The following is a 26093-nucleotide window of genomic DNA, read 5'->3' on the forward strand; positions in this document are numbered from 1 at the left end:
CGCCGGGCGGGGCGGGCTCGACGATGCGAGCGGTGGGCTCGGGCCCGCTCGGTGCGGTCGACCCCGGGACCGTCGTGGTCGAGCGGTCGGCGGCCGGCGCCCCGCCACCGATCCGGGCGCCGACCCGGGTGAAGCGCTCGCGGTCCCCGTCGCCGGAGCGCGAGGCCACCGCGAGGGTGCCGGCCCCCACCAGGAGCACGGCGACGAGGCCCACCACCGCGAGCCGGGCCCGCTCGCGCCGCTGCCGGCGGGCGAGGGCGCGGCGCGCCAGGTCGTCGAGCGACGGGGGCGCCGGGGTGCCGGGATCGAGCTCGTGGTGCAGGTCGTCAGCCCAGGGCATGGCGGGCTCCGGGGGTGGTGGGGGCGGGACGGTCGGGTCGGGACGGCGTGGGGGCCGGCCCTTCGTCGAAGGCGTCGGGCCCGAGGGTGGCGGCCAGCGAGCGACGGGCGTCGTGGAGGGTGCTGGCGACGGTGCCGGTGGAGATCCCGAGGGCTTCGGCGATCTGGGGCTGGGTCAGGTCGGCGAGGTATCGCAGCGCCACCACGGTGCGCTGGCGGTCGGGCAGCTGGGCGACCGCGGCCCAGGCCGGTCCGGTGGCCTCGGGGCCGTCGACGGCGTCCTCGATGCGGTGCCGGCGCAGCAGGCGGGCTTCGAGCGCAGCCCGCTGGCCGCGGCGCTTGGCCAGGTTGACCGCCACGCGGTAGGTCCACGCTGCCGGGTCCTGCACGGTTCCGCCCTCCCATCGCTCCCACAGGCGGCTGACCGCCTCGGCACACACGTCGGCGGCCACCTCGCGGTCACGGGTGACCACGGTGAGGGCGCTGACCAGGCGGGGCCACGCGACCCGGTACCAGCTGGTGAAGGACGCTCCAGCGGGTACCGGGTCGGGCCGGGCCGCCGCCTGTTCGTCCTGCAAGAGCCACACCTCCCCCGGATCGTTGGGTCGGTCGCCGAACTTCCCCTCGACCCGCCTCCGACCGTAGACGGTCGCCCGTCCCGCCCGGCCCGCCCGACCTCCTCGCCCGACCCCCTCCGCAACTTTGGGTCCCAGACCGGCGCGCGGGGGCGTGGGACCCGAAGTTCGAGGAGGGAACGAGGCTCGGTAGGGTCGGCCCCATGTCTGGGACGTTGGCGTTGGTCGGTGGCGGCGAGTTCACCGAGGGGTGCACGTTCGACGCAGGGCTGGTCGAGGCCAGCGGGGCGTCGGAGGTGCTGGTGATCCCCACGGGCGCCGCCTACGAGCACCCGCAGCGCCTGGTGGAGGCGGCCACCGGGTGGTTCGGCCGCATCGGCGTCGGCGTGCGGGGGCTCGACGTGCTGGCCCGGCCCGACGCCCAGTCCGAGGAGCTGGCCGAGGTCGTGCGGGCGTCGCGCCTCACGTACCTCGTCGGCGGCTCGTCGATGCACATCCGCTCGGTGCTCAAGGACTCCCTCGTCTGGGACGCCCTGGTGGCGGCGTGGGGCGACGGCGGGACCCTGGCCGGCTCGTCGGCCGGCGCCATGGTCCTCTGCGACCCCATGGTCGACTCCCGAGGCGGCGCCTTCACCCTCGGGCTGGGCCTGCTCACCGGCATGGCCGTCATCTCCGCCCACGACCACTGGTCCGAGGACGCCGCGCACCGCACCCGCAAGATGAGCCCGGCGCAGCTGGTGCTGGCCGGGATCGACGAGCGCACGGCGCTGCTGCGCGGGCCCGAGGGCGACTGGCGGGTCGAGGGCGCCGGCCAGGTGGCGGTCTTCCTCGGTGGTGCCCCCAGCGACCTCGCCGCCCTCCCTGCCGGTCTGCCCGCCTGAGGTCGACGATCGCCTGAGGTCGAGGCGCCGACGGCCCGCTGGTCCTCAGCTCTCGCTGATGGCGACCTTCTGGATGGTGACCTGCTTGGAGGGGGCGCCGGCGCCGGTGTCGAGGGCGGCGATCTTCTCCAGCACGTCGATGCCCTCGGTGACCGTGCCGAAGACGGCGTAGGACCCGGCGTCCGGGCCCAGCTGGGCCTTGTCGCCCAGGTAGGCGCCGCCCTCGTTGGCCAGGAGGAAGAACTGGCCGCTGGCGCTGTTCGGCGCCGAGGTCCGGGCCATGGCGATGGTGCCGGCGGCGTAGTCGGCGGACGAGAACGGCAGGCCCTCGTCGGGGATGGTGTAGCCGGGCCCCGGATCGCTGTTGTCCTGCGTGTGCGGCGAGCCGCCCTGGATGATCCCGGAGCCGGCTTCGGTGCGGAAGAGGTCGGTGCCGTCGAAGTAGCCGTAGCGGGCCAGGACCACGAAGTTGTTGGTGGTGAGGGGGGTGCGCTTGGTATCGAACCGGAGCGAGAAGCTGCCCTCGGTGGTGGTGACCGCGGCGGTGTAGGTCTTGGCGAGGTCGATGCACTTCTTGGGGGCGACGGTGAAGGTGACCACCGGCTTGGCCGAGCCGCCCTCGGGCGGGCAGTCGCCGGTGCCGTAGGCGGCGCTGGTGCTCGCCTCGCCGTCGCCGGCGGCGACCGTGCCGTCGGACGAGTCGCTGCTGCAGCCGGCCAGGGCGAAGCCCACCGCGATGATGACGATCGTCAGGATCACGGCGTTGCGGATGAAGCGGATCCGCCGCTTGCGGGCCTCGGCGGCTGCCTCGGCAGCCAGGCGGGCCTCTCGGTTGGCCTTCTGTCGTTCGCGCTTCTCGGTGCCCATCGGGGCGCACCCTAACCGGGGGCCAACCGGCCGGTCCCGGCGCGCCGGCGCTGGTCCGGCGGTCCGACCAACCGACCTCGGCGGGGCCGTCGCACCACGAGCCGGCCCGCCGCGCCTCACCCGTCTGGGCGTCGTGGCCTGCGGAACGGAGGTGCCGCGCCACGCCCGGTGGCCCTCGGTGCGACGCCGTCCGGCGGTACGGGCCAGAATGGTCCGATGGACGATGAGGTGGGCCGGACCGTGGAGACGTCGGAGCCCGACGAAGACGCCACGAACGACGTCGACGCCGACTTCACCCGCGCCGTGGGCCAGCGCCTGCGAGCCATCCGCCAGGCCCAGGGCCTGTCCCTGGCCGAGGTCGAGCAGCGCTCGGCCGGGCGGTGGAGCGCCTCGGCCGTCGGCGCCTACGAGCGGGGCTTCCGCACCCTGTCGCTGCCCCGCCTGAAGGCCCTGGCCGACTTCTACCGGGTGCCGGTGGGCGTGCTCCTCGGCGAGCCGGCGCCGTTGCCCGGCACCCCCGAGCGCCACAAGATCGTCCTCGACCTCGAGGCGCTCACCCGGATCGACCCCTCGGCGCCCATCCGCCGCTTCGTCCAGTCGATCATCGAGGCTCGCGGCGACTTCAACGGCCGGGTGCTGTCGCTGCGCCACGACGACCTCAAGGCGCTGTGCACGCTCGTCGGCGGCGACATCCCCACCGGCGTGGCCCAGCTCCGCTCGTGGGGCGTGATGATCGACGGCCCCGAGATCCCCGCCGACTCCACCGGCTTCTTCTGACCCCTACCGGTTGGGGGCCTCAGCGCCCCAGCCGGTACCGTGCCCCGCCGTGGCCGTCGTCGTGCAGAAGTTCGGAGGGACCTCCGTCGCCGATCCCGAGCGGATCCGCGAGGTGGCCGACCACGTGGCCCGCACCATGCGCCGCGGCGACCAGGTGGTGGTCGTGGTCTCCGCCATGGGCAAGGAGACCGACGAGCTGCTCCACCTGGCCCACCAGGTCTCCAAGACCCGCCCCGGCCGCGAGATGGACATGCTCATCACCGCCGGCGAGCGCAAGGCCACCGCCCTGCTGTGCATGGCCCTGCACGACCTGGGCGTGCCCGCCGACTCCTTCACCGGGAGCCAGGCCGGGTTCATCACCGACACCACCCACATGAACGCCAAGATCCTCGAGGTCCGTGCCGAGCGGGTCCGGGCCGCGGTCGACGCCGGCCGGGTCCCGGTGGTGGGCGGCGCCCAGGGCGTGTCCACCAACAAGGACGTCACCTTCCTGGGGCGTGGCGGCTCCGACACCACCGCGGTGGCCCTGGCCGAGGCGCTCGGCGGCGTCTGCGAGCTCTACACCGACGTGTCCGGCGTGTTCACCACCGACCCCCGCGTGGTGTCGGTGGCCCGCCGGATCAACCGCATCTCGTTCGACGAGATGCTCGAGATGTGCGCCGCGGGCTGTCCCAAGCCGGCCATGCGGGCGGTCGAGTTCGCCCGCACCCACGGCGTCAAGCTGCACGTCCGCTCCGCGTTCACGTGGGAGCCGGGCACCTGGATCACCGAGAAGGAGACCGACATGGAAGACGCCATCGTCTCAGGGGTGATCGGCGACGCCTCCGAGGCCAAGATCACCATCGGCGGCGTGCCGGACCAGCCCGGCGTGGCCGCCCGCGTCTTCCGGGCCATGGCCTCGGCCGACGTGAACGTCGACATGATCGTGCAGAACGTCTCCGAGGACGGCATCACCGACATCTCGTTCACGCTGCCCGCCGACGACCTGCCCAAGTGCCTGGCGCTGGCCGAGTCGCTGGCTTCGGAGATCGGCGCCAGCCGGGTCACGCCCGACTCGTCCATCGCCAAGGTCTCGCTGGTGGGCGCCGGCATGAAGACCAACCCCGGCGTGGCCGCCACCGTCTTCGAGACGCTGGCCGCCAACAAGATCAACATCGAGATGATCTCCACCTCGGCCATCCGCATCTCCGTGGTCGTCGCCGGGGCCGAGTGCGATCGCGCCGTCGCCGTCCTCCACACCGCCTTCGGCCTCGACACCACCGCCTGATCCTCGGGGCACCGGCTCCCCCGCCCTGCCCCTGCGGTGGGGCCACGAGCGTCCTACGCTCCGCCGATGCGGCGTGGATGGCGGTCGGTGGCAGCGGCGGTGCTCGTGGGCGTGGTGGGCCTGGCGGGCTGCGGGGGCGACGACGGCTCGTCGTCGAGGTCGTCGACGGCCGACCGGGCCAAGCTGGAGGCTGACGTCGGCGGCTCGGGCGCCTCCAAGGCGGTGGCCGACGCCGGCGCCCCGGTCACGGAGCGCCAGATCACCTACACCGCTTCCCTGGTCGTGCGGGTGGGCGACGCCGAGCGGGCGTCCGACCGGGCCACCGCCATCGCCGAAGCGGCCGACGGCTACCTGGCCGGCCAGCAGGCCGACCTCGAGGGCCAGCGCCAGAGCACCCTCACCCTGCGCGTGCCGGCCAAGGCGTTCCGCGGGGTGCTCGCCGACCTCGCTGACCTGGGCCGGGTGCAGGACCGCAGCATCGACTCCGACGACGTCACCGACGACGTGGTCGACCTCCGCGGCCGGCTCGAGTCGCAGGAGGCGAGCGCAGCCCGGCTGCGCACGCTGCTCACCAGCGCCGGGTCGACGGCGGACCTGGTGGCGATCGAGAAGGAGCTGGCCACGCGCGAGTCCGAGATCGAGTCGCTCCAGGGCAAGCTCCGCGTCCTCGACGACCAGGTGGCCCTCGCCACCATCACCGTCCGCCTCACCGAGAAGGCGGAGCCGAAGGACGACGACGGCGCTCCCGGCTTCGTCGACGCCCTCCGCGCGGGCGGCGCCACGCTGCTCGCCGTCGGCAGGGGCGTCGTGGTGGTGGTCGGCTTCCTGCTGCCGTTCGTCCCGCTGGTGCTGGCGGCGGGGATCGGTCTCCGGCTCTGGCGACGGCGGCACCCGAGGAAGCCGGTGGCTCCCGTCCCGCCGTGGACGCCGCCCACCGCTGCGCCCCGCCCGCCGCCGCCCGCAGCCTCGCCGCCGCCGCCGCCCGCGCCCCCGGCACCGTCCCCGACGCCGCCGTCCGCCGACGGCTGAGGCCGCGGCCCCGGTCGATACCGGCTGGGGCGGCGCGAGAGGGCGCCGGTAGCCTCGGCCCCATGCGCGTAGGGATCGTGGGAGCAACGGGTCAGGTCGGCGGCGTCATGCGGGAGGTCCTCGCCGAGCGGTCCTTCCCCGTCACCGAGCTGCGGCTGTTCGCCTCGGCCCGCTCCGCCGGCACCACCATCTCGTGGCAGGGCCAGGACCTCGTGGTCGAGGACGCGGCCACGGCCGACTGGTCCGGCCTCGACATCGCCCTGTTCTCCGCCGGCGGGGCCACCTCCCGGGAGCTGGCCCCCACCGTGGCGGCGGCCGGCGCCGTGGTGATCGACAACTCCTCCGCGTGGCGGATGGACCCCGAGGTGCCGCTGGTGGTCTCCGAGGTCAACGGCCACGCCATCGCCGTGCGGCCCAAGGGCATCGTCGCCAACCCCAACTGCACCACCATGGCGGCCATGCCGGTGCTCGGTCCGCTGCACCAGCAGTACGGGCTCGAAGCCCTGGTCGTGTCCACGTACCAGGCCGTGTCCGGCGGCGGGCTGGCCGGCGTGGCCGAGCTCGACGAGCAGGCGAAGAAGGTGGTCGACCGCGCCGCCGAGCTGACCTTCGACGGCCGAGCCGTCGACTTCCCGCCGCACCAGAAGTTCCCGGCGCCCATCGCGTTCAACGTGGTGCCCCGGGCCGGCAGCTTCGTCGACGACGGGCTCGAGGAGACCGACGAGGAGCAGAAGCTCCGCAACGAGACCCGCAAGATCCTCGACATCCCGGGGCTGCCGGTCTCGGGCATCTGCGTGCGGGTGCCGGTGTTCACCGGCCACTCGCTGGCCATCAACGCCCGCTTCGCCCGGCCGGTCACCCCGGCCGAGGCTCGCCAGGTGCTCGGCTACGCGCCCGGCGTGGAGCTGGCGGACCTGCCCACGCCGCTGCTGGCCGCCGGCCAGGACCCCACCTACGTGGGGCGCATCCGGGTGGACGAGACCGTCGAGAACGGCCTGGCCCTCTTCCTGTCGAACGACAACCTCCGCAAGGGCGCCGCGCTCAACGCCGTCCAGCTCGCCGAGCTGGTGGCCGCCGAGCTCTCCGCCTGAGCCGCCCGGTCAGGGGCAGGCGCAGGGCAGCGCGCCGCAGCGCGGGCACCCGTCGGCGTAGCGCGCCGCGGCGTCGGCCAGCGACAGGTCGAGCTGGTGGGCCAGGGACGCGGTCCAGGCCAGGACGTCGCCCAGCTCGTGGCGCTGCTGGTCGAGCGTGCCCTTGCGCACCGCTTGGGCCAGCTCGCCGAGCTCCTCGCACAGCCAGGCCACCGTGGCGGCGGTGCCCCGGGCCCGGTCCCGGTCGCCGTAGGTGCGGGCGATCACGTCCTGGAACTCGTCGATGTCCACCGGGCGAGCGTACGGCGGCGCCCGCCCCCGGCCCGGTCCCGGCGCCGGTCGCCGCGCCGTACGCTCGTCGGCCATGCCCACCGGAGCGCTCGGACGCCTCAAGCAGAAGGTCAGCGCGGCCCTGAGCCGTGGGAGCGGGGGACCCGGGTCCCGCTCGGCGCCCCCGGCGCCCCGACCGGGCCCCACGTCGTCCGGCGCGCCGGCCGGCGCCGACGGGATCGACGTGAGCTACGCGCCGGAGCACGACGGCGACGCCGATCCCGGCGAGGTGGTGTGGACGTGGGTGCCGTTCGAGGACGATCCGAGCCAGGGCAAGGACCGGCCGGTCCTGGTCATCGGGTGGGACGGCCCGCAGCTGGCCGCGGTGCAGCTCTCGAGCAAGGACCACGCCTCCCGCCGGGACGCCGGGGAGTGGGTGGCCGTGGGGACCGGGGCGTGGGACGCCCAGGGTCGGCCGAGCTACGTCGACGCCTCCCGGCTGCTGCGGGTCAGCCCTGCGGCCGTGCGGCGGGAAGGAGCTGCGCTCGACCGAAGCCGGTTCGAGGTCGTGCTGGCCCGGGTTCGCGAGCTCCACGGCTGGTCGGGCTGAGCAGCGGGGCGGGCCGGAACGGCTCCGGCGCGGCGGACGGCGCTGGAGGCCGGGCCGGGCCCGGGGTCGATGCGTCGACCCGATCGGCCTTCGTGGCCGTGGGGCCGCTCGCCTTGGGCGCGAGGAACGGCCAGCGGGTCACGTCCCCGGCGTCCGCCGGCTCGTCTGCCGTCGGGCTCGCGGCCGGCTCGACGGCGCGCTCGGCGGCCGCCCAGCGCGCCAAGGCGCCGTCGGTCAGGTCGATGACGGGGAGGCGGGGCTCTTCGGCCGAGGGGATGGCCAGGACGGGGTCGTCCTTCGAGCGCAGCACCGGCCCGAACCGGCCGTTGAACGGGCGGAACACCCACGCGCCCCGCAGGTTCGAGTAGCGCCAGCCCAGGAAGCGGAACAGCCAGAGGCGGCGGGACGAGACCATGCGGCGCGGGCGAGGACGGTTGCTCACGATGACCCCCCAAGGTCGGGCCGGCGGGCGGAAGCCGGACCCTCGATGCGATCGACCCCCGAGGCGATCGCCCTGCCGGCGGGCACCGGTCCCCTGCGGGATCGTCAGCCAGACGGCGGGGGCAACCTAGCGCCGCGTGGTCCCGATCGCACAGGCGATCGGACCGGGGCCGCTCGGCGGGAGCGGAAGCAGTGATGCCCCCGCCTCGATCCGGGGCGGGATCCGGAGAGGCGGGGGCACCGAGGACCACCGTAGCGAACCGGGCACGGTCCGCTCCACCTTGACCGCTGGGTCAAGGGTCACGTCGGCGCGAGGTGCGCGAGGACACCGCTCAAGCCGGGCAGAGAGGGCGCCGATGGAGGGGCCATGGACCGCACCGCCACCGAGCCCGAGCACGACCGCCGCCAGGACGACGGGCTGGTCCTCGACGTCGAGGCCGGGCGCCTCCAGCTCGGAGCCGAGGCGGTCGACCTGCCCGACGGTGCGTCGAACCGCACGGTGCTCGAGGCCTACGTCGTGCTCGTGGAACGGTGCCGGGGTGATCGACCCTCGGCGCAGGCCGAGGTGCGCGACGTCGACCTGGGGGCGCTGGCCGACGCGCTCGACCTCGACGCCGCGGACCTCGCCGCATCCATCGAGGCCGTCCTCGGTGCCGACGCCGCCGGTGCCCGCCGGCTCCTCGACCGGCTCCGGGACCACCGGCTGGTCTCAGGGCTCGCCGCGGTCGCCCTCACCGCCACCCTCGCCGGCACGGTGCTGACCGCAGGCGTGGGGCCATCGGCACCCTCGGCCCAGCGGCTGCCTCCCGTCCGCGCGGTCGCGGCCACCGCGCTGGCCCCGGCGGCGTCGGTCGACGCCCCGGTCGGCGAGCCGATCACCACGACGCCCGAGGGTGTCGGCCTCGTCGAAGCGCGGACCGAGGAGGCCGACGGGGTCGGCCTGGTGCCGGCCGCCTCGGTCGACCAGGTGCCGAGCGAGGCCGACCCCGCGACGGCGACGACCCCCGGGAGCTGACGCCGGCCGGGCGGCCGGCTCCGTCGCCGAGAGATCTGGCTCCGGAGGCAGGTGCCGGCCCTCCTCGTGTCGAAGGAGCGGCCGGGAGGTCTGGGCGAATGGGCGAACGGGGTCCGGCGGTGGCGGCACCATCGGTGGCGCGCCCGGCGGCGCGGTCGGGCGGTGCCCAGGACCCGGTGACCGGCTTGCCGGGCACCGGCCCGGTCCTCGACGCGCTGTCCGACTGGCTCGACGAAGCCATGCCGGTCGCCCTGCTCGTCGTGGCCCTCACGGTGCCGGCCTCCGCCGACGAGGTGCACCGCGCCACGGCTCGTCGCCTCCACGACGGCCTCGACGCCGGGGCGCTGGTGGGCCGGCGCAACGACGGGCTGTTCCTGGTGGTCCTGCCGGGGACCCTCATGGCCGCCCGGGCGGCCCGGGTCGGCGGTGAGCTGCTGGAGGTGCTGCGCCAGCCCGTGCGCCTCGGGCGCCAGGAGCGGGCCAGCCCCACCGTCGCCATCGGCATCGCCGTCGCCGAGGAGGGCCAGGCCCCGGGCGACCTGCTGCTCGCCGCCGACGCCGCGCTCGCCCGAGCGATCGCGCTCGGCCCCAACCGCGCCGCCCTCGGCCCGACCTGAGCCGAGGCCTGGAGGTCGCGCCGCGCGCGGTCGAGGCCGACGCCGTCCCGTCCTGACGACCCGTCCTGGCGCTCGGCCGAGCGACTGCGCATCTTGCCCTGTCCTTCTGTCATGTATTAAGCACTCCTAACATGACAGCGTCGCTCCGGGGCTCGGGCCTGGTCCTCGCCTACGGCGGGGAGCCGGTCGTGCACGGTGCGTCGGTGGCGCTGCGAGCCGGGGTCGTGACGGCGTTCGTCGGTCCCAACGGGAGCGGCAAGTCCACCCTCCTGCGCTCCCTGGCCCGTCTGCACCGCATGGAGTCCGGGACCATCGAGGTGGCGGCGCCCGATGGTGCGCCGACCCCCACCAGCTCGCTCTCCGCCCGGGCCTTCGCCCGCCGGGTGACCCTGCTCTCGCAGGAGCGGCCCCACCCCTCGGGGCTGGCCGTGCGCGACGTCGTCAACTTCGGGCGCCACCCGCACCGGGCGCGGTTCGGCGCCCCGACCGACGCCGATCGGGCTGCGGTCGACCGCGCCCTCGCCCTCACCGGGCTGGCCGCCATGGCCGACCGGCCCGTCGACGAGGTGTCCGGCGGCGAGCTCCAGCGGGTGTGGGTGGCCACCTGCCTCGCCCAGGACACCGGCGTCCTGCTGCTCGACGAGCCGACGAACCACCTCGACCTCCGCTACCAGGTGGAGATCCTCGACCTGATCCGCGTGCTCGCCGAGGAGCACGGCACCGCGCTCGGCGTCGTCCTGCACGACCTCGACGATGCCGCCGAGGTGGCCGACGAGGTGGTCCTGCTGCACGCCGGCCACATCCGCGCCGCCGGCCCGCCGGCGGAGGTGCTCACCAGCGACCTGCTCTCCGACGTCTACGGCCTCCAGGTCGACGTCGTGGCCGATCCGGCCTCGGGCCGGCTGCGGATCGAACCCCACCGCCGTCCCCGCCACCGTCCCACCCCGACCGTGAACCACCAGGAGCCCACCCCATGACCACCCCCCTCGCCCGCCGGGCCGCCATCGTGGCGGCCGCCGGGCTCGTCGCCCTGACCGCCTGCGGCACCACGAAGTCCGACGGCGCCGAGCGCGACCCCGCGCCCAAGGCGAAGGCCCAGGGCTGCGACGCCGTGCAGGCGAAGGGATCGGGCCCCATCGAGCTGGAGGACGCGCTCGGTCGCACGGTGAAGCTCGACGGGCCCGCCAAGCGGGTGGCCGTGCTCGAGTGGCAGCAGGTCGAGGACGTGCTGTCGCTGTGCCTGACGCCCATCGCCGTGGCCGACGCCAAGGGCTACCGCACGTGGGACACCGCCGAGGAGCTGCCGTCGTCGGTGAAGGACGTCGGCACCCGGGGCGAGCCCAACCTCGATGCCCTCTTCGGCACCAACCCCGACCTCGTCATCGTCGAGGCCACCTCGGCCGACGACCCGGTGATCGAGCAGCTGTCCGACTACGACGTGCCGGTGCTCGCCACGCGGGGCCGACACCAAGGACCCGATCGGGAACATGCTCGACACCTTCGACCTCATCGCCGAGGCCACCGGGCGCTCCGAGCAGGCCGACGTCGTCAGCGACGAGTTCACGGCCGCGCAGGAGAAGGCCAAGGCGGACCTCGCCGACGAGGACGTCGATGGCCGGCGGTTCGCCTACGTCGACGGCTACATCGACGGCGGCAACGTGGCGCTGCGACCGTTCGGCCAGGGGTCGTTCTTCGGGGAGCTGGGCGAGAGCTTGGGCCTGGAGAACGCCTGGACCGGCGAGGTCGACGACGCCTACGGCCTGGGCCTCACCGACATCGAGGGCATGACCGCCGTCGGCGATGCCACGGTCTTCTACACCTCGACCGACGACGGCACGTCCGAGGACGTCATCGCCGAGCTGGAGAAGAACCCGGTGTGGAAGGCGCTGCCGGCGGTCGCGCAGGACCGGGTCCACCCCTTCCCGCCTGGCATCTGGACCTTCGGCGGCCCCCGCTCGGGCATCCAGGCGCTCCAGGCGTACGTCGACCTCCTGACGAAGTAGCCGGTGGCCGACCAGCGCATCGGCTCCCTCGCCGACCCCGAGGTGCGGCCCGCGGCCCCAGCCGCGCCCGACCCTGGCGACATCCTCGATCCGGGTGGCCGCAGCCAGGTCCTCGCTGCGGGAGTGCTGCTCGTCGCGCTGGCCGTGGCACTCGCGGTGGCCGCCGGCTGGCACCTCACCCAGGGGACCTCCGACGTCGGCTTCCTCGACCTCTGGGACCTGCTGCTGGGCCGCCACGCGTCGACCAGCGCAGCCACGCGCGACGTCCTCCTCGGGTCTCGCCTGCCGCGGGTGGGGGCCGCCGTCGCGGTCGGCTTCGCGCTCGGGGTGGCCGGCACCCTGCTGCAGTCCCTGGCCCGCAACGCCCTGGCCGCCCCCGACACCGTCGGGGTCACCGCCGGGGCCTACTTCGCCGTCGCCACCGTCGCCGCGTTCGGGCTCGACGTGCCGATCTGGGCGTCCACCCTGGTGGCCTTCGTCGGCGGCCTCGCGGCGGCCGCGCTCGTGCTGGTCCTCAGCGGGGCCGCTGCAGCCTCCACCACCCGCCTCCTGCTGGCCGGCTCGGCGGTGGCCCTCGCCCTGCAGTCGGCCACCGCAGCGCTGCTGATCCTCTTCAAGCAGCAGACCGGCGGGCTCTTCGCCTGGGGCAGCGGCTCGCTGAGCCAGCTCGACCTCACCGCCTTCAGCCGGGCGGCGCCGCTCACCATCGGGGTCACGATCGTCGCCCTGGTCCTCGCCCGCCGCCTCGACCTGCTGGCCCTGGGGGACGACACCGCCGCCGTGCTCGGCGTGCCGGTCCGGTCCACCCGAGCCGTCGGGATCGTGCTCGCGGTCCTGCTCACGGCAGGAGCGGTCACCCTGGCCGGCCCCATCGGCTTCATCGGCCTGGCCGCGCCGGTCGCCACCCGGTTGCTCGCCCCCTACGTGCCGGCCCTGCACCGCCACGCCCTCCGCATCCCCACCGCCGGCCTCGTCGGCGCCCTCGCCGTGGTGCTGGCCGATGCGCTCCTGCGCGCCCTGCTCGGCGCCACGCGAGCCATCGCCATCCCCACCGGCGTGACCACCACCCTCTTCGGTGCCGTGGTGATGGTGGTCCTGGCCCGCCGCAGCCGCACCGCCGGCGCCCGAAGCGCCACCACCGCCGCCCACGTGCGGGTGCGGTCCACCCGTCGCTTCGTGGTGGTGCTGGTCGTCGCCGGCGCCGCGGTGGCGGGCATCGGCGTGCTCGGCCTCCTGGCCGGCAGCACGTGGCTCCGCACCGGGGACATCGTCGCCTGGCTGGGCGGGGACGGCGCTCCCGTCGTGCGCTTCGCCCTCGACGAGCGGGCACCCAGGGTGGCCGCTGCGCTCGCCGCCGGCGCGGCCCTGGCCCTCTCGGGCACGATCGTGCAGGCCACGTGCCGGAACCCGCTCGCCGAGCCGGGCCTGCTGGGGGTCACCGGCGGCGCCGGGCTGGCCGCCGTGCTGGTGGTCACCAAGGTGACCGCGCCGAGCACCGGCACGCTGGTGCTGGCGGCGGTGGTGGGTGCCGTGGTGTCGTTCGGCCTCGTCTACGCCCTCTCGTGGCGCGACGGGCTCGACGCCGACCGCCTGATCCTGGTGGGCATCGGCTCCTGGTACGGCACCACCGCGCTCAGCACGTACTTCCTGCTGGAGACCGATCCCTTCAACACGCCACGGATCTACACCTGGCTGTCGGGCACCACCTACGGCCGCTCCTTCGAGCAGGTGCTGCCGGCGGTCGTGGTCCTCGCCGTCACCATCCCGCTCGCCCTCTGGCGTCGACGGGACCTCGACCTGCTGGCCATCGACGAGGACCTGCCCCGGGTGGTCGGGCTCCCGATCGAGCGGGTCCGCCTGCTCCTGCTGGGCTCGGCCGCCGTGCTGGCCGCCACCAGCGTGGCGGCGGTGGGCGTCGTCGGCTTCGTCGGCCTGGTGGCGCCCCACGCCGCCCGGGCCCTGGTCGGCGGCCGCCACGCCCGGGTCGTGCCGGTCTCGGTCCTGCTCGGTGCCGCGCTGCTCGGCATCGCCGACACCGTCGGCCGCACGGTCATCGCCCCGGCGCAGCTGCCCGCCGGCCTGGCCGTCGCCCTGATCGGCACCCCGTACTTCGTGTTCCTGCTCCTGCGCTCCCGGGCGTAAGGGCGGGCCGATCCACACGGTGCCGGCGGGCGGGCCCCGCAGGGCTGGGTAGGGGCGGGTCGATGCCGAAGCTCTCCGCACGGGTCGTGGACGACCTCGCCGACCTCGGGGCGCTGGCGGGCCGGCACGACCCGGCTGCCATCCTGATCAGCGGCGCGGTGGCCGAGCCGGCGCTCGCGGGCCGGGTCCGGGCCTGGGCCGTCGGCCCACCGGGCGAGGAGCTCGGGGTCGCCGCCGCCATCGAGGTCACGCCGGGGCGCTGGACGGCGTCGGTGCTGTGCCTCGACCCCCGTGCCGCTCCCGTCCTGGCCCGGGTCCTCGTCGCTTCACCGGCCCGCTGGCTGTCGGGCACGGCCGCCCACGTCGAGCCGGTGCTGGCGCAGTGGCCCGGGTCGACGGCCCTGCGCCTGCCGTTGCGGTCGAGCAACCACGAGGAGGTGGTCCGCTTCCCCGAGCACGATCCGCGGATCCGACCGGCCGGGCCCGGCGACGTCGCCGCCCTGGTCCGGCTCTACGGGAGCAGCGACCTGGAGCTCCTCGGGCCGGCCCTCGGGGAGGCGGTCGAGCGGTTGGTCGCCGATCACCGCGTCGTGCTGGCCGAGGTCGGTGGCGAGCTGGTGGGCGCCATCCGCTGCGAGCTGCGCAGCCCCCGCTACGACTGGTGGAGCGGCCTGTGGGTGGCCCCGGAGCACCGCCGCACGGGCCTCGCCACCGCCCTGCACCGGCGGGCCGGCGAGGTGTCGGTGGCGCTCGGCCGTCGTGCCGTCGGCGCGGCGGCGCCGAGCAACCACATGGTCCCGCGCCACCAGCCGGCCGAAGACGTGTGGCTGGAGGCGGCCGTCCCCGCTCCTCCGCCGTCGTGGCGCGCCCGGGCGCGCCGGAAGGCCCGGCGCACCTGGCGCCGCACGGGCGGGCGGCGCGTGCTCCGGTCGCCTCGCTAGCGTCGCGTCCGTCGCGGGGCGAACGCGAGGAGCGCCGGATGGCACCCAGGTCCAAGGTCGTGGTGGTCAACCACTGTCGCTCGACGGGGTGTACCAGGCGCCGGCGCGCCGACGAGGACGAGCGCGACGGCTTCGCCCACGGCGGCTGGGCCACCGCCGACGACGCCGAGCTGCAAGCGGCGGTCGGGCGCGCCATGGCGGGCGGCTGGTCGCTGCTGGTGGGTCGCACCACCTACGAGGACCTCTACGAAGGCTGGTCGGTGCGCCAGCCCGACAGCCCGATGACCCAGGCGCTGACGAACGTGCAGAAGTACGTCGCCTCGCGCGACCCCACCTGTCCGCTGCCGTGGGCACGCTCGACGCTGCTCGGAGGCGAAGCGGCCGATGCCGTCTCCACCCTGCGCCAGGAGCACGACGGCACGCTGGTCACCTTCGGCAGCGGCGAGCTCACCCGGTCGCTGCTCGAAGCGCGGGCTGGTGGACGAGTTCGTCCTGATGGTCCACCCGCTCGTGCTCGGGGAGGGGCGCCGCTTCTTCGAGGACGCGCCGCTCACCCGGCTCGAGCTGCTCGACGAGGTCACCACGGCAACCGGGGTCCTCGTGGCCACCTATCGCGTGCTGGCCGACGGCTGAGGCCGGCGGACGCCGTCAGAGGTCGGCTGGAGCCGGCGTCGTCGCCGGCGTGACCACCGGGCGACCGACGCCCCGCACGCGGACGACGAGGCGGCGCACCGCTCGCCGGACCAGGAGCCGGCGCAACCCCGCCTTGGGGCGGGGCGGGCGCGACGGGCGGCTGTGGTGGGGGGCCGGGCCCATCAGGCCGGGCGGGATGGAACGCATGCTGATCATCGGACTGCTCTTCGACGTGTGCTTCCAGGTCCACCGGTCGGTGCACCTTGGGTCGGGGGGCGGCCGACGGGGGAAGCGGCGCTGAGGGAACGTACGGCAAAAGGGTCTCTGACCTGGAGGTTTCGAGCGACGAATCACTCCTTCGCGATACCGGCGGTCGCCCGATCGATGCTGATGCGCTGCCAACTCGGTGCCCGCCGGATGCTTTCGGCCGCCGCCGCCCGACTGCGATCCCCGGGGAGACACGTCCTTCGACGGCGCCTGCCTCTCCGCAGGGCCCTTTCGAGGACGAGGGAACCGCACCGCGTGGACCCGGACCCGGTTCGACCACCCCACCGACCAGATCGGCGCTGCCTGCCGGCGTGCGCCGCCGCGCCGGCAGCGGGCACACCCGCCGGCGTCTCGTCGCCGAACCAGCCCGGCCCTCAGCCGTTGCCCGCGGGGCGGAGTGGCAGTGGCAGGACCGAGGAGGATCAGCGCCGCCAGGATCACCCGTTCGAGGCTTGATGCTGGCCAGGGACCCATGGAAGCCTGCCGGCCGTTTCGAGGCATGAGCCCGGGGCTGTTCGTCAAGATGCCGGGGAGGGCACATGTCAGTGAAGTTCGGAAGTCGTCTTGTCGCGCGAGCGGCGGCGCTGGCGATGGTGGGTGGCGCCGCAGTTGCGGCTCCGATCGTCGCCGGTTCCGTGGCGGCGGCCGCCGTCCCGCAGACCGTCACGGTCACGGTCACCTTCGGCTACACCGGCGCCGCTCAAGAGTGGGTCGTGCCGGCTGGAGTCACAAGCGCCACGTTCGAGCTGAGCGGCGGGCACGGCCAGAACACGCTCACCTCTGGTGGCAACGGCGGCTACGCCCGGGCGGTCCTTCCGACCACCCCGAGCGCGACCGTGCAGGTGAACGTCGCTGGCGGTGGCGGCAACACCTTCAACGGCGGAGGCGTCGCGAACAACTGCAGCGGCGGCAACGGGGGCGGCGCCTCCGACGTGCGCATCGGCGGCGTCGCCCTCACCGACCGGGTCCTGGTGGCCGGCGGCGGCGGGGGCGGCACCAACAGCGACTCCACTGGCGGCGCTGGCGGCGGCACCAGCGGCACCAGCGGATCCGGCATCTACGGCGGCGGAGGCGGCACCCAGACCGAAGGCGGACGCACCGTCTTCGACTACTTCCCGGCCGCCACCTTCGGATCCGGGGCCACCCTGCCGATCGGCTACTGCGGCGGCGCCGGCGGCGGAGGCTGGTACGGCGGCGGTTCCGGCCTGGGCACCCTCGGCGCCGGAGGCGGCGGCTCGGGCCACGGCCCCGAAGGCGCCGTGCTCACCGCCGGCGAGTCGGTGTCGTCTGACAGCAACGGCCTGGTGACCATCACCTACGAGGCGCCGGCACCGGCCTCCTGTGCGACGTGCATCTCCGGTGTTGCCAAGGACGCCGTGACCGGTGCGCCGGTCGCGGGGGTTCGGGTGCGGGCCCTGCAGGGCACCGTGTCGAAGGCCACCGTGTACACCGCTGCTGACGGCTCGTTCACCCTGCCGAACCTGGTTGCCGGGCAGAGCTACCGGGTCCAGTTCAACGACGTGAACAACGTGCCGGCCCGCTACCCGCTGGTCGAGTACTCGCCCAACGCCTCCGGGGTCGGCGCCTCGGTCACCCCCGGCGGTGCGCTGCTCGACGAGCAGCTCACCCCCTACGGAGCCATCTCCGGCATCGTCGTCAACAAGGCCAACGGCCAACCGCTGGCCAACGTGCGGGTCCGGGCCTTGGTCGGCACCACCGAGAAGCGCACCGTCACCACCGGCGCCGACGGCACCTTCGTGCTGCCCCAGCTCCTGGCCGGCAACTACTCGGTGCAGGCCGCTGACGCCATCGGTGGCAACCGGGCGTTCCAGCCCCAGTGGTACCAGGGCGCCTTCAAGGCCGCCAACGCCACCCCGGTGGCCAGCGGCTCGACGATCTCCTTCGAGATCTCGGGCTACGTGACCGGCTGACCCAAAGCATCGGGAACACCGCAAGAAGGCCCCCGCCCCCTACCGGGCGGGGGCCTTCTGCGCGTCCGGGCCCCGGACCTCACGGTCACCGCCCTCCGCACCGCGACACGATGGACGAGTGGATCCCCGTGACGGGCCGGGACGTGCAGCCGGGACCCCCCACTGGATGAACCCCGCCGCCGCGGCCACCGTCCGCTCCTGGGACGACCCCGCGGGCGCGTGCCCACCCCCCCCCGAGCTCGTCGACGGCCACCGGGTGGAGCGGCGCGAGCGCCGAGCCGTCGCCCTGGTGGGCCGCGTCATCGCCGCCGGAGGCCCGGTGCTTCGACGACGACCCCGAGCCGATCGCCGCTGCGTGTGGCCGCCGGTTCGGGGTCCAGGAGCGGTCCGACCGAGCCACCTGAGACCTCGCTGAGGCCTTGACCGGCGAGGTCGGCCCCAGAACGAGGTCAGCGGCGGAGGTTCCGCTGACCTGCACCTCTCGGTTTGGTTGGTCGGGGTGGCGGGATCTGAACCCACGACGTCTGCGTCCCGAAGGCGAGTCCGACGAGGTCGTGTCCTGTGCCGCTGCGGGAGACCCCTGCTGGGCGTCGATCTGACCACCGTTGGCTACGGACGTCGGGCGCTACGGAACTGGCGGTGTCCTGGCAGCGGCACTGCAGCATCGTTCGCCACCCCAGCCGTCACATCGAGGCGCAATCGGCCGATGGAGATCAGCCACCGATCGCAGGGGAGGACGACGTGGAGATGAAGATGGGCGACGAACCGGGTGCTTCCTGGGTGCACTGCTCCCTCGACGACGCGGCGGGGCAAGCTGCCTCCCGTCTCGGTGTGCAGCGGTGAGCCCGCCACGACGACGCACGAAGCCCTGGTGAAGATCGGGGTCGGCGCGAGCATCTCCGCAGCCGCAGCCGGTCGGATCGGCGTGAGCAGCACCTACGCCAAGGTGCAGATCCCGATGACCGAGGCGGAGTCCCGTCGGGTGCCGAAGCCCCGTGGAATCGTCCTCACGACGGGCATCGTGATCCTCGGCGTGATCATCTTCTTCAGCGCCATGATCGTCGGCATCGCACTGACGAGCAGCCTTCCGGAGGAGCGGAGCGCCCTCGTACCCGGCGCCGCTTGGTTGCTCGCCAGCGTTGGACTCCTCACGGCCTGCGGCCGCTGGCGGTACAACCGCAACAAGTGGACCCGAACCCGTTTCGACTTCAAGACCGATGAACTGATCCTCTACGCCCACCCTGCGTTCGCTGCCGCCGTCGCCGAAGCGAACGATGCCGCGGCCGTCGCCAACCCCTCCTAGGCCGCCTTCGACCGCACGCCGCATTGCCGACCGCACCCGGCGGGTGATCGGCTCGGGCTCGTCGTCGGGCGTCGGCCCGCCGCAGCCGATGAGCCGGCCCACCAGATCGAGGGCCCGGCGCTCGCGCAGCTCCACCTGCCGGCCGTCGACGAGCTCGAGGGGGAGCACGCGCCCCCTGAGACCTCTCTGCCTGACGTAGTTGTCTCTATATGAGACAGTGGGTGCATGGAGGAAGCAACCACCCTCTCCAGCCAGGAGGCTTTCGGACTTCTCCTCAGCCTCCTCGACGGCACCGAAGCCGCCGAGGAAGGGGAGTTCCCGAGGGACACCTGGGCACCCGAGATGCGGCTCTGGATGGAGCTCATCCTGAACCGCATGGAAGGAGGTGGGGCCCAGCCGCACCCGCAAACCCGGGGTTTGGTGGTGGACCCACCACCAACCCTCCACCGGCGCCCAGCGCCGCCAGCAACCGCCACCATCGAACCACAGGAGACCGGCGATGGTCACCCCACGGCAGCAGATCAACCCCGATGCCACCCCCGAGGCCGACAAGGCCAACATCCTGCGCCGCGCCGGCGTCGCCGCCCGCAAGCGCGCCAAAGCCGAGGCCGACGAGATGCTCGCCATCCGCCTGGCCAACCTCGCCGGCGCCTCCACCCGCGAGATCGGCGAGGCCACCGAGCGCAGCCACGCCACCGTCGCTCGCATGCTGCAGCGATCCGCGCCCGAAGCCGACTGATGGCGTCGATCGACGAGCGCCCCGGCGGCACCTATCGCCTCCGCGGGCGCGAGTACCCCGGTGGCCGGCTCAAGTCCGAGACCTCCGCCCGGAAGGTCGACGGCAAGGACCGCGCCATCGCCCTCGAGCACTCGCTCCGCTCCGGGACGACGTCGACCCCGAGCTCCGGCTCGGCGAGGCGACCGCCCTGCGCCGATCGAAGGTCGACCCACTGCGTCGGCGCATCCAGGTGGCAGCATCGACCACCGACGTGAGCGGGCACCTGGTCACCGGCCAGCCGAAGACGAAGGCGGGACGCCGCGGGGTCCCGATCCCGAAGTTCCTCGCCGACGAGCTCGAGGTCCACTGCGAGGGGCCTCGGTCCCGACCACCTGGTCCTCGCCTCGACGCAGGGCGGCCCGATCCGCTCGAACGCCCGTCTCGTGGCGGTGTCCCGGCCCCGACCCTCGGCGCGAACCAGCGGCCCCCGAAAGGGCCGCTGACCTGCGGATTCTCTGGTTGGTCGGGGTGGCGGGATTTGAACCCACGACCTCTGCGTCCCGAACGCAGCGCTCTGCCAAGCTGAGCCACACCCCGGTGTTGTGCGGAGGTTGAGCGTAGCCCACCCCCGCCCCGCTGGGTCCATCCGGTTCGCCCGGGCGGACCTCGGCAGATCAGCCGTTGACGGAGTCGGCCGTGGCCGGCCGGCCCTCGGTCCAGGTCTCGCCGGCCAGCAGGGCGGCGGCCGCCCGGCGGAGCCGGAAGGCGTCGATGGGCTTGATCACCCAGCCGTCGGCGTCGCAGCGCTCGGCGAGGAAGACGTCGGCGTCGCGGTCGAGCAGCATGAGCACCGGGACGTGCTCGAGCTTGCCGACGCTCTCGTCGAGCCGGATGTCCATGCACGACGCCATGCCGCCCATGTTGCCGATCTGGAGGTCGAGGACCACCAGGTCGAACCCGCCGGCGTGCACCGCCGGCAGCACTTCGACGCCCTCGCGGACCCGCAGCACGTCGATGTCGTCGCCGGCGATGGCGGCGTCGACCTCTTGGTGGATCCAGTCGGCATCGGTGGCGAGCAGCACGCGGGGCACGGGCGCACGCTAGTGCCGTCCGCTCCGGCCCTTCCACGTCGCCTCGATCCCCGGGACTGGTGAGGATCGGTGCCCGCTCGGGGTCGGGGATCGCACCGGTCCGGCTGGGGATCGGGACGGGTGAGGATGGGTGACCGCTCGGGGCCGGGGACCGCACCGGTTCGGGCGACCGGGGAGCGAGCAGGCGGAACCATCTCAAGGGGGTGGGCGTCAGGGTCCTTGGGTACCATGCCCCCTCACGCGTCCACACCCTGATCGGAGCCCGCGTGCTCGAAATCGAAGTCGACGACACCGGCGAGTACACCCTCTGCCGGCCCGTCGGTGAGCTCGACGCCTACACGGTCACCAGCTTCCGGGAGACCCTCGGGGAGCTCGCCACCCGTCCCCGGGTGGTCATCGACCTCTCCGAGGTCCCCTTCATGGACTCCGCCGGCCTCGGCGCGCTCATCGGCGGCATCCGCCGGGCGCGCGAGCACGGTGGCGAGGTCGCGGTGGCCTGCAGCCGCCCCACCCTCACCCGGCTGCTCCACACCACCGGGTTCGACCGGATCGTGCCGGTCACCGAGACGCTCGACGCCGCCGTCGCCGCCCTGGCCGGCGCCGCCGACGGCTGACCTTCGCCGCAGGCCCGGGCCGGTCAGGCCTCGGCCAGCGACCGCTCGGCGTCCACCCGGTGGTGGACCACCTCGTGGAGGGCGTAGCGGGCCAGCAGCTCGATCGTGAACCGCTGCCCGTCGGCGCGGGTGGCCGGACGCGCCCAGCCGTCCGGCGCCACCCGGTCGAGCACCTCGCCGAGGTGGCTGGCGTTGCGGGCGAGGTCGTCGACCACCGCGGCCACCTCGGACTCGTTGGCCCACCCGTCCTCGATGGCGGCGTCGGGGTCCCAGGCGGCGAAGGTCGGGTCGACCTCGGCCTGGGCCCGCATGGTGCGCTCGGCGAAGAGGGCCAGCACGTCGCGGACGTGGGCGCCGTACTCCAGCGCCGACCACGTGCCCGGCGCCGGCCGGCGGCGCACGGCGTCGTCGTCGGCATCGAGGAGCACCAGGGCCCACCGGCCGGCCTCGTCCCGCAGGCGACCGGCCAGGCCGGCCACCGCGCCGTCGGCGGCGCGGATGCCGCAGCCGGCGCAGGTGCCGTCGGCCACGACTGCCGCCCACGACGCGTGGTCGGTGCCCGGCCCGCCGTCGGTGGGGGCTGGTCCGGTGCGGTCGGCGCCGTCCGCGCGGGTGAGGTCGTGGTCGTCGTCGAGCGGCCCGCCAGGGGTGGGCGACCCCACCCGCCACAGGTTGCCGTCGAGGTCCTCGGTGGCGAACTCGCGGATCCCGTAGGGCTGGTCGGCGAGCGGCGCCACCTCGCGCACGCCGGCGGCGAGCCACGAGGCGTGCACCGTGGCGGCGTCGGCCACGCGCAGGTAGCAGCCGGACCAGGACTCGGTCCCGGCGACGCTGGGGCTCTCCGCCAGGTGCAACTCGGTGGTGCCGAAGCCGAGGATGGCGTAGTCGGGGTGCAGCGCCCGCACGGCGAAGCCGAGGCGGCCGTACCAGGCCACCGACCGGGTCAGGTCGGCCACCGGGAGCACCGGCACGGCATCGGGCACCGGGCCCGGCTCGCTGCTCACGCCCGCCCGAAGAGGTGGTCGGCCACCAGCCCGAGGCCGGTCAGGTCGTGGACGTCGGAGCGCAGGAACGGCACGCGGACGACCGGCGCCGGCTCCACCTGCTCGGCCAGCCCGGCGAGGTGCTCCTCCTCGCGCCCGGCCACGAGGGCGAAGTCGGCGAGGTTGCGGTAGAGCCCGCCGAGGTCGGTGCCCTTGAGCGTCTCGGCGCGGGCCCGCAGCGCCTCGGGCAGATCGTCGGTGAAGTGCGGGTGCATCCGGTTGACCACGAGGGCGGCCACGGGGATGTCGGCCTCGGCCAGCTTGTCGGCGAAGAACCGGGCCTCGGCGACGGTGTCGCGGTTCGGCGACGCCACCAGCACGAAGGCGGTGGACGGGCTGGTCAGCAGGGCGAGCACCAGCTTGGCCCGCTCCTTGAAGCCCTGCTCCATGCCGTCGAAGGCCTGGAAGAAGGCGATGGCGTCGTCGAACACCTCGCCGCCCACCACCTTCGAGACGCTGCGCACGAATGCCTGGGCCGCCACGTTGACCGCCTTCATCACGCCGCGGGTGGGCGCCATCAGGACCCGGTACAGCCGGTGGTCGAGGAACTGGGTGAGCCGGCGCGGCGCCTCCAGGAAGTCGAGGGCGTTGCGGCTCGGCGGCGTGTCGACCACGACCAGGTCGAAGCCCTCGTCGGCGTGGAGGTCGTAGAGCTTCTCCATGGCCATGTACTCCTGCGTGCCGGAGAGGGCGCCGGAGATGTTGCGGTAGAAGCGGTTCTCGAGGATCCGGTCGGCCTGGCCGGCCTCGGTGGAGTACCGGGTGACGAGGTCGTCGAAGGTGCCCTTGGTGTCGAGCATGACGGCCCACAGCTCACCCGGCCACGGGCCGTCGATGCGGCTGGGCACGTTGCCGATGCCGTCGAGGCCGAGGGCGTCGGCGAGGCGCTTGGCGGGGTCGATGGTGACCACGACGGCGCGCCGCCCGGCCTGCGCGGCCTCCATGGCGAGGACCGCCGCGGTGGTGGTCTTGCCCACGCCGCCGGAACCGGAGCAGATCACGATATGGCGCTGCGTCACGAGGTCGGTCAGCCCGGCGTGCACCGCCGGCGCGTTGGCGCGCGCCGCCGCCCGCTCCGCCGAGGTGGCCGCCATCCGGGCGTCGGCCCCCTTCGCCGCATCGGCCGACTTGGCGGCGCCGGTCCGCTTGGCGGCGGCCTTCCTCGGAGCGGCCTTCTTCGCGCTGGCCTGCTTCGGCCGCTTCCGGGCCGCCGGCCCGTCGGCTGCGGGGCTCATGCGGGGTCCAGGGCGCCGACGCCGTCGAGCAGGGCGGCGGCCAGGAGGTCGAGCTGGTCGGGACCGAGCTCGGCGTCGAACAGGTACGGCAGGCGGAGCTGGGGCAGGGGCAGCGCGTCGGCCAGGCGGCCGAGCTGCTCGCGCTGGAGCGCCATGCGCTCGCGCCGGAAGGTGGCGGCCGCGGTGAGGGCGTCGGCCTCGCCGGCCCGCAGCGAGGTCCCGGCCGACTCGGCGGCGGCGGCGGGGTCGGCCTCCAGGCCGACCAGCTCCGGGTAGCAGCCGTTGACCACCACCGGCCCGAGGCTGACGCCGACGCGGTCCTCGAGCTGGAAGGCGGTCTCGACCAGCTCGTTCACCGGCGTCTCCTCGGGCAACGTGACCAGGACGACCTGGCACCGCTCGGGGTCGGCCAGCAGTTCGAGCACATCGCGCTTGGGTGTTGATCGGCCCGAGCCGCACGGCGTCGGCCAGGCCGGCGGCCGACTGGAGGAAGGAGATGGCGTGGCCGGCGGCCGGCGCATCGAGCACCACCAGGTCGGCGGTCACCGCTCGCTCGAGCTGCTTGACCTTGCCCAGGACGAGGATGTCGCGGATGCCGGGCACCGCGGTGGACACCATGTCCAGGGCACCGCTGCTCACCAGCCGTCGGGAGATGCGGCTCATGCCGGACTGCTCCAGGTACTCGAGCAGGGCTTCGTCCGGGGTCAGCGTGCGAGCCCGCACCTCGCCGTGCCCGGTGTCCGGGTCGGCGGCCAGGAGGGTGACCTCGTCGTAGGAGAAGGCCGGCTCGTCGTACATCGCCGCCAGCCCGGACTTGCCCTCGACCTCGACGATGAGCGAGGTGAGGCCCCGGTGGGCTGCGGCGCGCGAGGGCGGCCGAGACCGTGGTTTTGCCCACCCCGCCCTTGCCCGCAACGATGACGAGGCGGGATGCAGCGAAGAACTGCGCTGGATCCACTCCCGACCCCTCATCATCGGCTTCGTTCGGAGCACTTGCGTTGCGCAGACTACCCACCCTCGCCGGCCTCCTCGTCGTCGTCGGGGTCCTCCTCGGCCTCGCCGGCTCGGCTCAGGCCGCCCCCGGCGCGCCGGCCCAGTCGGGTGGCGACGCGGGCCGGGTGAGCATCATCAAGGTCGAGGGGCTCGTCGATCCGGTGATGGCCGACTTCATCGAGAAGTCCATCCGCGACGGCGAGAAGGCCCAGGTCATCGCCGTGGTCCTGCAGCTCGACAGCTCGGGCTCGGTCGTCAGCGACGCCCGCCTGGTGGACCTGGCCCGCACCATCCACGACGCCTCCGTCCCGGTGGCGGTCTGGGTCGGGCCCAGCGGCTCGCGCGCTCGGCGGCGCCGCGCAGCTCGCCGGGGCCGCCAAGCCGGTCGGCGACGCCCGCCTCATCGGCCTCGCCCCCGGCGCCCGCCTCGGCAAGACCGGGCGGCTGGTGGTCCCCGACGACCTGCTCTCCTCGGACTTCCTGGCGGCCCGCGACCGGCTCCGTGACGGCACCATCGACGACAAGCAGGCCCGCCAGCTGAAGATCGCCCCGAACCGGCGCTCGGCGGTCATCGGCGAGTTCCTGATCGACCTCCCGGGCTTCGAGACCAAGACCGTCAAGGTCGACGGCAAGCCCCAGCGCCAGCCCCTCTCGGTGCCGGTCTTCTCGGCGCTGCCGGTGCAGGACCAGCTGTTCCACACGGTGGGCAGCCCGCCGGCGGCCTACCTGCTGTTCGTGATCGGCCTGGCCCTGATCGTGTTCGAGCTCTACACCGCCGGGGTCGGCGTGGCCGGCCTGGTGGGCGCCGGCTGCTTCGTCCTGTCCTGCTACGGCTTCGCCGTGCTGCCCGTCCGGCCGGTGGGGGTGGTCCTGCTGGTGCTGGCCATCCTGGGCTTCACCATCGACGTGCAGACGGGCGTGCCCCGGGTGTGGTCGATCATCGGCGCGGTCAGCCTGGTGGCCGGTTCGCTCGTGCTCTACGACGGCTACAGCCTGTCGTGGATCACCCTGCTGGTCGGCATCGTCGGGACGACGGTGTTCATGGTCGCCGGCATGCCCGCCATGGTCCGCACCCGGTTCTCGACGCCCACCATCGGGCGGGAGTGGATGATCGGCGAGGTCGGCGAAGCGGTCACCAACGTGTCGCCCGAGGGCGTCGTGCGGGTGCGCGGCGCGCTGTGGCGGGCGCGCACCAACCGGGCCACGCCGCTGGCCCTGCACGACGGCGTCCGCGTGGTCGAGGTCGACGGGCTGCTGCTCGAGGTGGAGCCCATCGAAGGCGGCGCGGTCGACTACCGCGAGAAGCGCCGCGGCGAGGGTGACGACGACGCCGACCCGGCCGTCGTGCTGGTCGACGGCGAGCCGCTCGCCCCCGCCGCCGACGACGCCTGAGCGCGGGG

At 74.3% G+C, this 26093-nt stretch carries 29 protein-coding genes, 1 tRNA gene and 1 pseudogene; 20 read left to right on the forward strand and 11 right to left on the reverse strand.

The annotated features are described in order from the left end of the window. Positions 1 to 326: 326 nt before the first annotated feature. The gene (locus KSP35_RS16945; protein ID WP_216996987.1) at positions 327 to 917 is read right to left on the reverse strand and encodes an RNA polymerase sigma factor; all 591 of its coding nucleotides are present in this window, start codon (positions 915 to 917) and stop codon (positions 327 to 329) included. 200 nt (positions 918 to 1117) lie between these two features. On the opposite strand from KSP35_RS16945, the gene KSP35_RS16950 reads away from it, so the two are divergent. Further along, positions 1118 to 1795, forward strand: a complete 678-nt coding sequence (locus KSP35_RS16950) for a Type 1 glutamine amidotransferase-like domain-containing protein (protein WP_216996988.1) — start codon at positions 1118 to 1120, stop codon at positions 1793 to 1795. Positions 1796 to 1840: 45 nt separating this feature from the next. Here the strand turns inward: KSP35_RS16950 and KSP35_RS16955 are convergent, their stop codons facing one another. After that, complete coding sequence (locus tag KSP35_RS16955) at positions 1841 to 2662, reverse strand: peptidylprolyl isomerase (RefSeq protein ID WP_216996989.1); 822 nt, start codon at positions 2660 to 2662, stop codon at positions 1841 to 1843. Between the two features lie 216 nt (positions 2663 to 2878). Between KSP35_RS16955 and KSP35_RS16960 the strand changes: the two genes are divergently transcribed. The 4 genes from KSP35_RS16960 to KSP35_RS16975 all read left to right on the forward strand — a co-directional run bounded on the left by KSP35_RS16960 (position 2879) and on the right by KSP35_RS16975 (position 6826). Beyond that, positions 2879 to 3439, forward strand: coding sequence for a transcriptional regulator (locus KSP35_RS16960; RefSeq protein ID WP_216996990.1), 561 nt, complete (start codon positions 2879 to 2881; stop codon positions 3437 to 3439). Positions 3440 to 3488: 49 nt separating this feature from the next. Beyond that, positions 3489 to 4706: an aspartate kinase gene (locus tag KSP35_RS16965; protein ID WP_216996991.1), complete on the forward strand. Its 1218-nt coding sequence runs from the start codon at positions 3489 to 3491 to the stop codon at positions 4704 to 4706. A gap of 66 nt (positions 4707 to 4772) precedes the next feature. Continuing rightward, positions 4773 to 5735: a DUF4349 domain-containing protein gene (locus KSP35_RS16970; protein ID WP_216996992.1), complete on the forward strand. Its 963-nt coding sequence runs from the start codon at positions 4773 to 4775 to the stop codon at positions 5733 to 5735. A 62-nt stretch (positions 5736 to 5797) separates the two neighbouring features. After that, positions 5798 to 6826 carry an aspartate-semialdehyde dehydrogenase gene (locus KSP35_RS16975; RefSeq protein ID WP_216996993.1) on the forward strand — a complete coding sequence of 343 codons (1029 nt, stop codon included), beginning with the start codon at positions 5798 to 5800 and terminating at the stop codon, positions 6824 to 6826. Between the two features lie 9 nt (positions 6827 to 6835). On the opposite strand, the gene KSP35_RS16980 is transcribed toward KSP35_RS16975, so the two are convergent. After that, positions 6836 to 7117 (reverse strand): MazG nucleotide pyrophosphohydrolase domain-containing protein, encoded by a 282-nt coding sequence (locus KSP35_RS16980; RefSeq protein WP_216996994.1) that lies wholly within the window; start codon positions 7115 to 7117, stop codon positions 6836 to 6838. Positions 7118 to 7190: 73 nt separating this feature from the next. On the opposite strand from KSP35_RS16980, the gene KSP35_RS16985 reads away from it, so the two are divergent. The 7 genes and pseudogenes from KSP35_RS16985 (at position 7191) to KSP35_RS17020 (ending at position 14865) form a co-directional block, all read left to right on the forward strand. Then, a complete protein-coding gene (locus KSP35_RS16985) occupies positions 7191 to 7706 on the forward strand; it encodes a type II toxin-antitoxin system PemK/MazF family toxin (RefSeq protein ID WP_216996995.1) in 516 nt (171 codons plus the stop codon). 808 nt (positions 7707 to 8514) lie between these two features. Beyond that, positions 8515 to 9162 carry a hypothetical protein gene (locus KSP35_RS16990; protein ID WP_216996996.1) on the forward strand — a complete coding sequence of 216 codons (648 nt, stop codon included), beginning with the start codon at positions 8515 to 8517 and terminating at the stop codon, positions 9160 to 9162. Between the two features lie 176 nt (positions 9163 to 9338). Next, complete coding sequence (locus tag KSP35_RS16995; protein WP_216996997.1) at positions 9339 to 9779, forward strand: diguanylate cyclase domain-containing protein; 441 nt, start codon at positions 9339 to 9341, stop codon at positions 9777 to 9779. Positions 9780 to 9910: 131 nt separating this feature from the next. Next, positions 9911 to 10756, forward strand: coding sequence for an ABC transporter ATP-binding protein (locus KSP35_RS17000; protein WP_216996998.1), 846 nt, complete (start codon positions 9911 to 9913; stop codon positions 10754 to 10756). After that, positions 10753 to 11782: pseudogene (locus KSP35_RS26055) on the forward strand (ABC transporter substrate-binding protein). The gene KSP35_RS17000 and the pseudogene KSP35_RS26055 overlap by 4 nt, the downstream one beginning before the upstream one ends. Before the next feature lie 81 nt (positions 11783 to 11863). Next, positions 11864 to 13924 carry an iron ABC transporter permease gene (locus tag KSP35_RS17015; protein WP_371748990.1) on the forward strand — a complete coding sequence of 687 codons (2061 nt, stop codon included), beginning with the start codon at positions 11864 to 11866 and terminating at the stop codon, positions 13922 to 13924. A 62-nt stretch (positions 13925 to 13986) separates the two neighbouring features. Continuing rightward, positions 13987 to 14865 carry a GNAT family N-acetyltransferase gene (locus tag KSP35_RS17020; RefSeq protein WP_217002266.1) on the forward strand — a complete coding sequence of 293 codons (879 nt, stop codon included), beginning with the start codon at positions 13987 to 13989 and terminating at the stop codon, positions 14863 to 14865. A 244-nt stretch (positions 14866 to 15109) separates the two neighbouring features. Here the strand turns inward: KSP35_RS17020 and KSP35_RS17025 are convergent, their stop codons facing one another. Beyond that, on the reverse strand, positions 15110 to 15316 hold the full coding sequence (locus KSP35_RS17025) for a hypothetical protein (protein WP_216997001.1): 207 nt from the start codon (positions 15314 to 15316) through the stop codon (positions 15110 to 15112). Positions 15317 to 15342: 26 nt separating this feature from the next. On the opposite strand from KSP35_RS17025, the gene KSP35_RS26060 reads away from it, so the two are divergent. Then, positions 15343 to 15498, forward strand: a complete 156-nt coding sequence (locus tag KSP35_RS26060) for a hypothetical protein (protein ID WP_216997002.1) — start codon at positions 15343 to 15345, stop codon at positions 15496 to 15498. A 15-nt stretch (positions 15499 to 15513) separates the two neighbouring features. Here the strand turns inward: KSP35_RS26060 and KSP35_RS17035 are convergent, their stop codons facing one another. Continuing rightward, entirely contained in the window at positions 15514 to 15714 is a 201-nt protein-coding gene (locus KSP35_RS17035) for a hypothetical protein (RefSeq protein WP_216997003.1), read from the reverse strand. A gap of 686 nt (positions 15715 to 16400) precedes the next feature. On the opposite strand from KSP35_RS17035, the gene KSP35_RS17040 reads away from it, so the two are divergent. From KSP35_RS17040 to KSP35_RS17055, 4 genes are all read left to right on the forward strand, one after another. Continuing rightward, the gene (locus tag KSP35_RS17040) at positions 16401 to 17696 is read left to right on the forward strand and encodes a carboxypeptidase-like regulatory domain-containing protein (RefSeq protein WP_216997004.1); all 1296 of its coding nucleotides are present in this window, start codon (positions 16401 to 16403) and stop codon (positions 17694 to 17696) included. Positions 17697 to 18567: 871 nt separating this feature from the next. Then, on the forward strand, positions 18568 to 18999 hold the full coding sequence (locus KSP35_RS17045; protein ID WP_216997005.1) for a hypothetical protein: 432 nt from the start codon (positions 18568 to 18570) through the stop codon (positions 18997 to 18999). Between the two features lie 499 nt (positions 19000 to 19498). Next, entirely contained in the window at positions 19499 to 19738 is a 240-nt protein-coding gene (locus KSP35_RS17050; RefSeq protein ID WP_216997006.1) for a hypothetical protein, read from the forward strand. Further along, positions 19738 to 19992, forward strand: a complete 255-nt coding sequence (locus KSP35_RS17055; RefSeq protein WP_216997007.1) for a hypothetical protein — start codon at positions 19738 to 19740, stop codon at positions 19990 to 19992. Before KSP35_RS17050 ends, KSP35_RS17055 begins: the two co-directional genes overlap by 1 nt. Positions 19993 to 20237: 245 nt before the next feature. On the opposite strand, the gene KSP35_RS17060 is transcribed toward KSP35_RS17055, so the two are convergent. Further along, positions 20238 to 20314, reverse strand: a tRNA-Pro gene (locus tag KSP35_RS17060). A 77-nt stretch (positions 20315 to 20391) separates the two neighbouring features. Continuing rightward, entirely contained in the window at positions 20392 to 20808 is a 417-nt protein-coding gene (locus KSP35_RS17065) for a response regulator (protein ID WP_216997008.1), read from the reverse strand. Positions 20809 to 21074: 266 nt separating this feature from the next. Between KSP35_RS17065 and KSP35_RS17070 the strand changes: the two genes are divergently transcribed. Then, positions 21075 to 21422, forward strand: coding sequence for an STAS domain-containing protein (locus KSP35_RS17070; protein WP_216997009.1), 348 nt, complete (start codon positions 21075 to 21077; stop codon positions 21420 to 21422). A 23-nt stretch (positions 21423 to 21445) separates the two neighbouring features. Here the strand turns inward: KSP35_RS17070 and KSP35_RS17075 are convergent, their stop codons facing one another. Genes KSP35_RS17075 through KSP35_RS26065 form a run of 4 tightly spaced genes read right to left on the reverse strand, consistent with a single transcriptional unit; the run spans position 21446 to position 24715 of the window. Continuing rightward, positions 21446 to 22426, reverse strand: a complete 981-nt coding sequence (locus KSP35_RS17075) for a DinB family protein (protein WP_216997010.1) — start codon at positions 22424 to 22426, stop codon at positions 21446 to 21448. Beyond that, entirely contained in the window at positions 22423 to 23700 is a 1278-nt protein-coding gene (locus KSP35_RS17080; RefSeq protein WP_216997011.1) for an ArsA family ATPase, read from the reverse strand. Before KSP35_RS17080 ends, KSP35_RS17075 begins: the two co-directional genes overlap by 4 nt. Next, positions 23697 to 24125 (reverse strand): hypothetical protein, encoded by a 429-nt coding sequence (locus tag KSP35_RS17085; RefSeq protein WP_217002325.1) that lies wholly within the window; start codon positions 24123 to 24125, stop codon positions 23697 to 23699. Before KSP35_RS17085 ends, KSP35_RS17080 begins: the two co-directional genes overlap by 4 nt. Beyond that, positions 24053 to 24715 carry an ArsA-related P-loop ATPase gene (locus tag KSP35_RS26065; RefSeq protein ID WP_371748621.1) on the reverse strand — a complete coding sequence of 221 codons (663 nt, stop codon included), beginning with the start codon at positions 24713 to 24715 and terminating at the stop codon, positions 24053 to 24055. Before KSP35_RS26065 ends, KSP35_RS17085 begins: the two co-directional genes overlap by 73 nt. Between KSP35_RS26065 and KSP35_RS17095 the strand changes: the two genes are divergently transcribed. Both KSP35_RS17095 and KSP35_RS17100 read left to right on the forward strand, forming a co-directional pair. After that, positions 24699 to 25199, forward strand: coding sequence for a hypothetical protein (locus KSP35_RS17095; RefSeq protein ID WP_216997013.1), 501 nt, complete (start codon positions 24699 to 24701; stop codon positions 25197 to 25199). The two genes, KSP35_RS26065 and KSP35_RS17095, sit on opposite strands and share 17 nt — an antisense overlap. Further along, positions 25141 to 26085, forward strand: coding sequence for a nodulation protein NfeD (locus tag KSP35_RS17100; RefSeq protein WP_216997014.1), 945 nt, complete (start codon positions 25141 to 25143; stop codon positions 26083 to 26085). Before KSP35_RS17095 ends, KSP35_RS17100 begins: the two co-directional genes overlap by 59 nt. Positions 26086 to 26093: the final 8 nt, after the last annotated feature.

It is taken from the genome of Aquihabitans sp. G128 (assembly GCF_019048865.1).
Taxonomy (GTDB): domain Bacteria; phylum Actinomycetota; class Acidimicrobiia; order Acidimicrobiales; family Iamiaceae; genus Aquihabitans.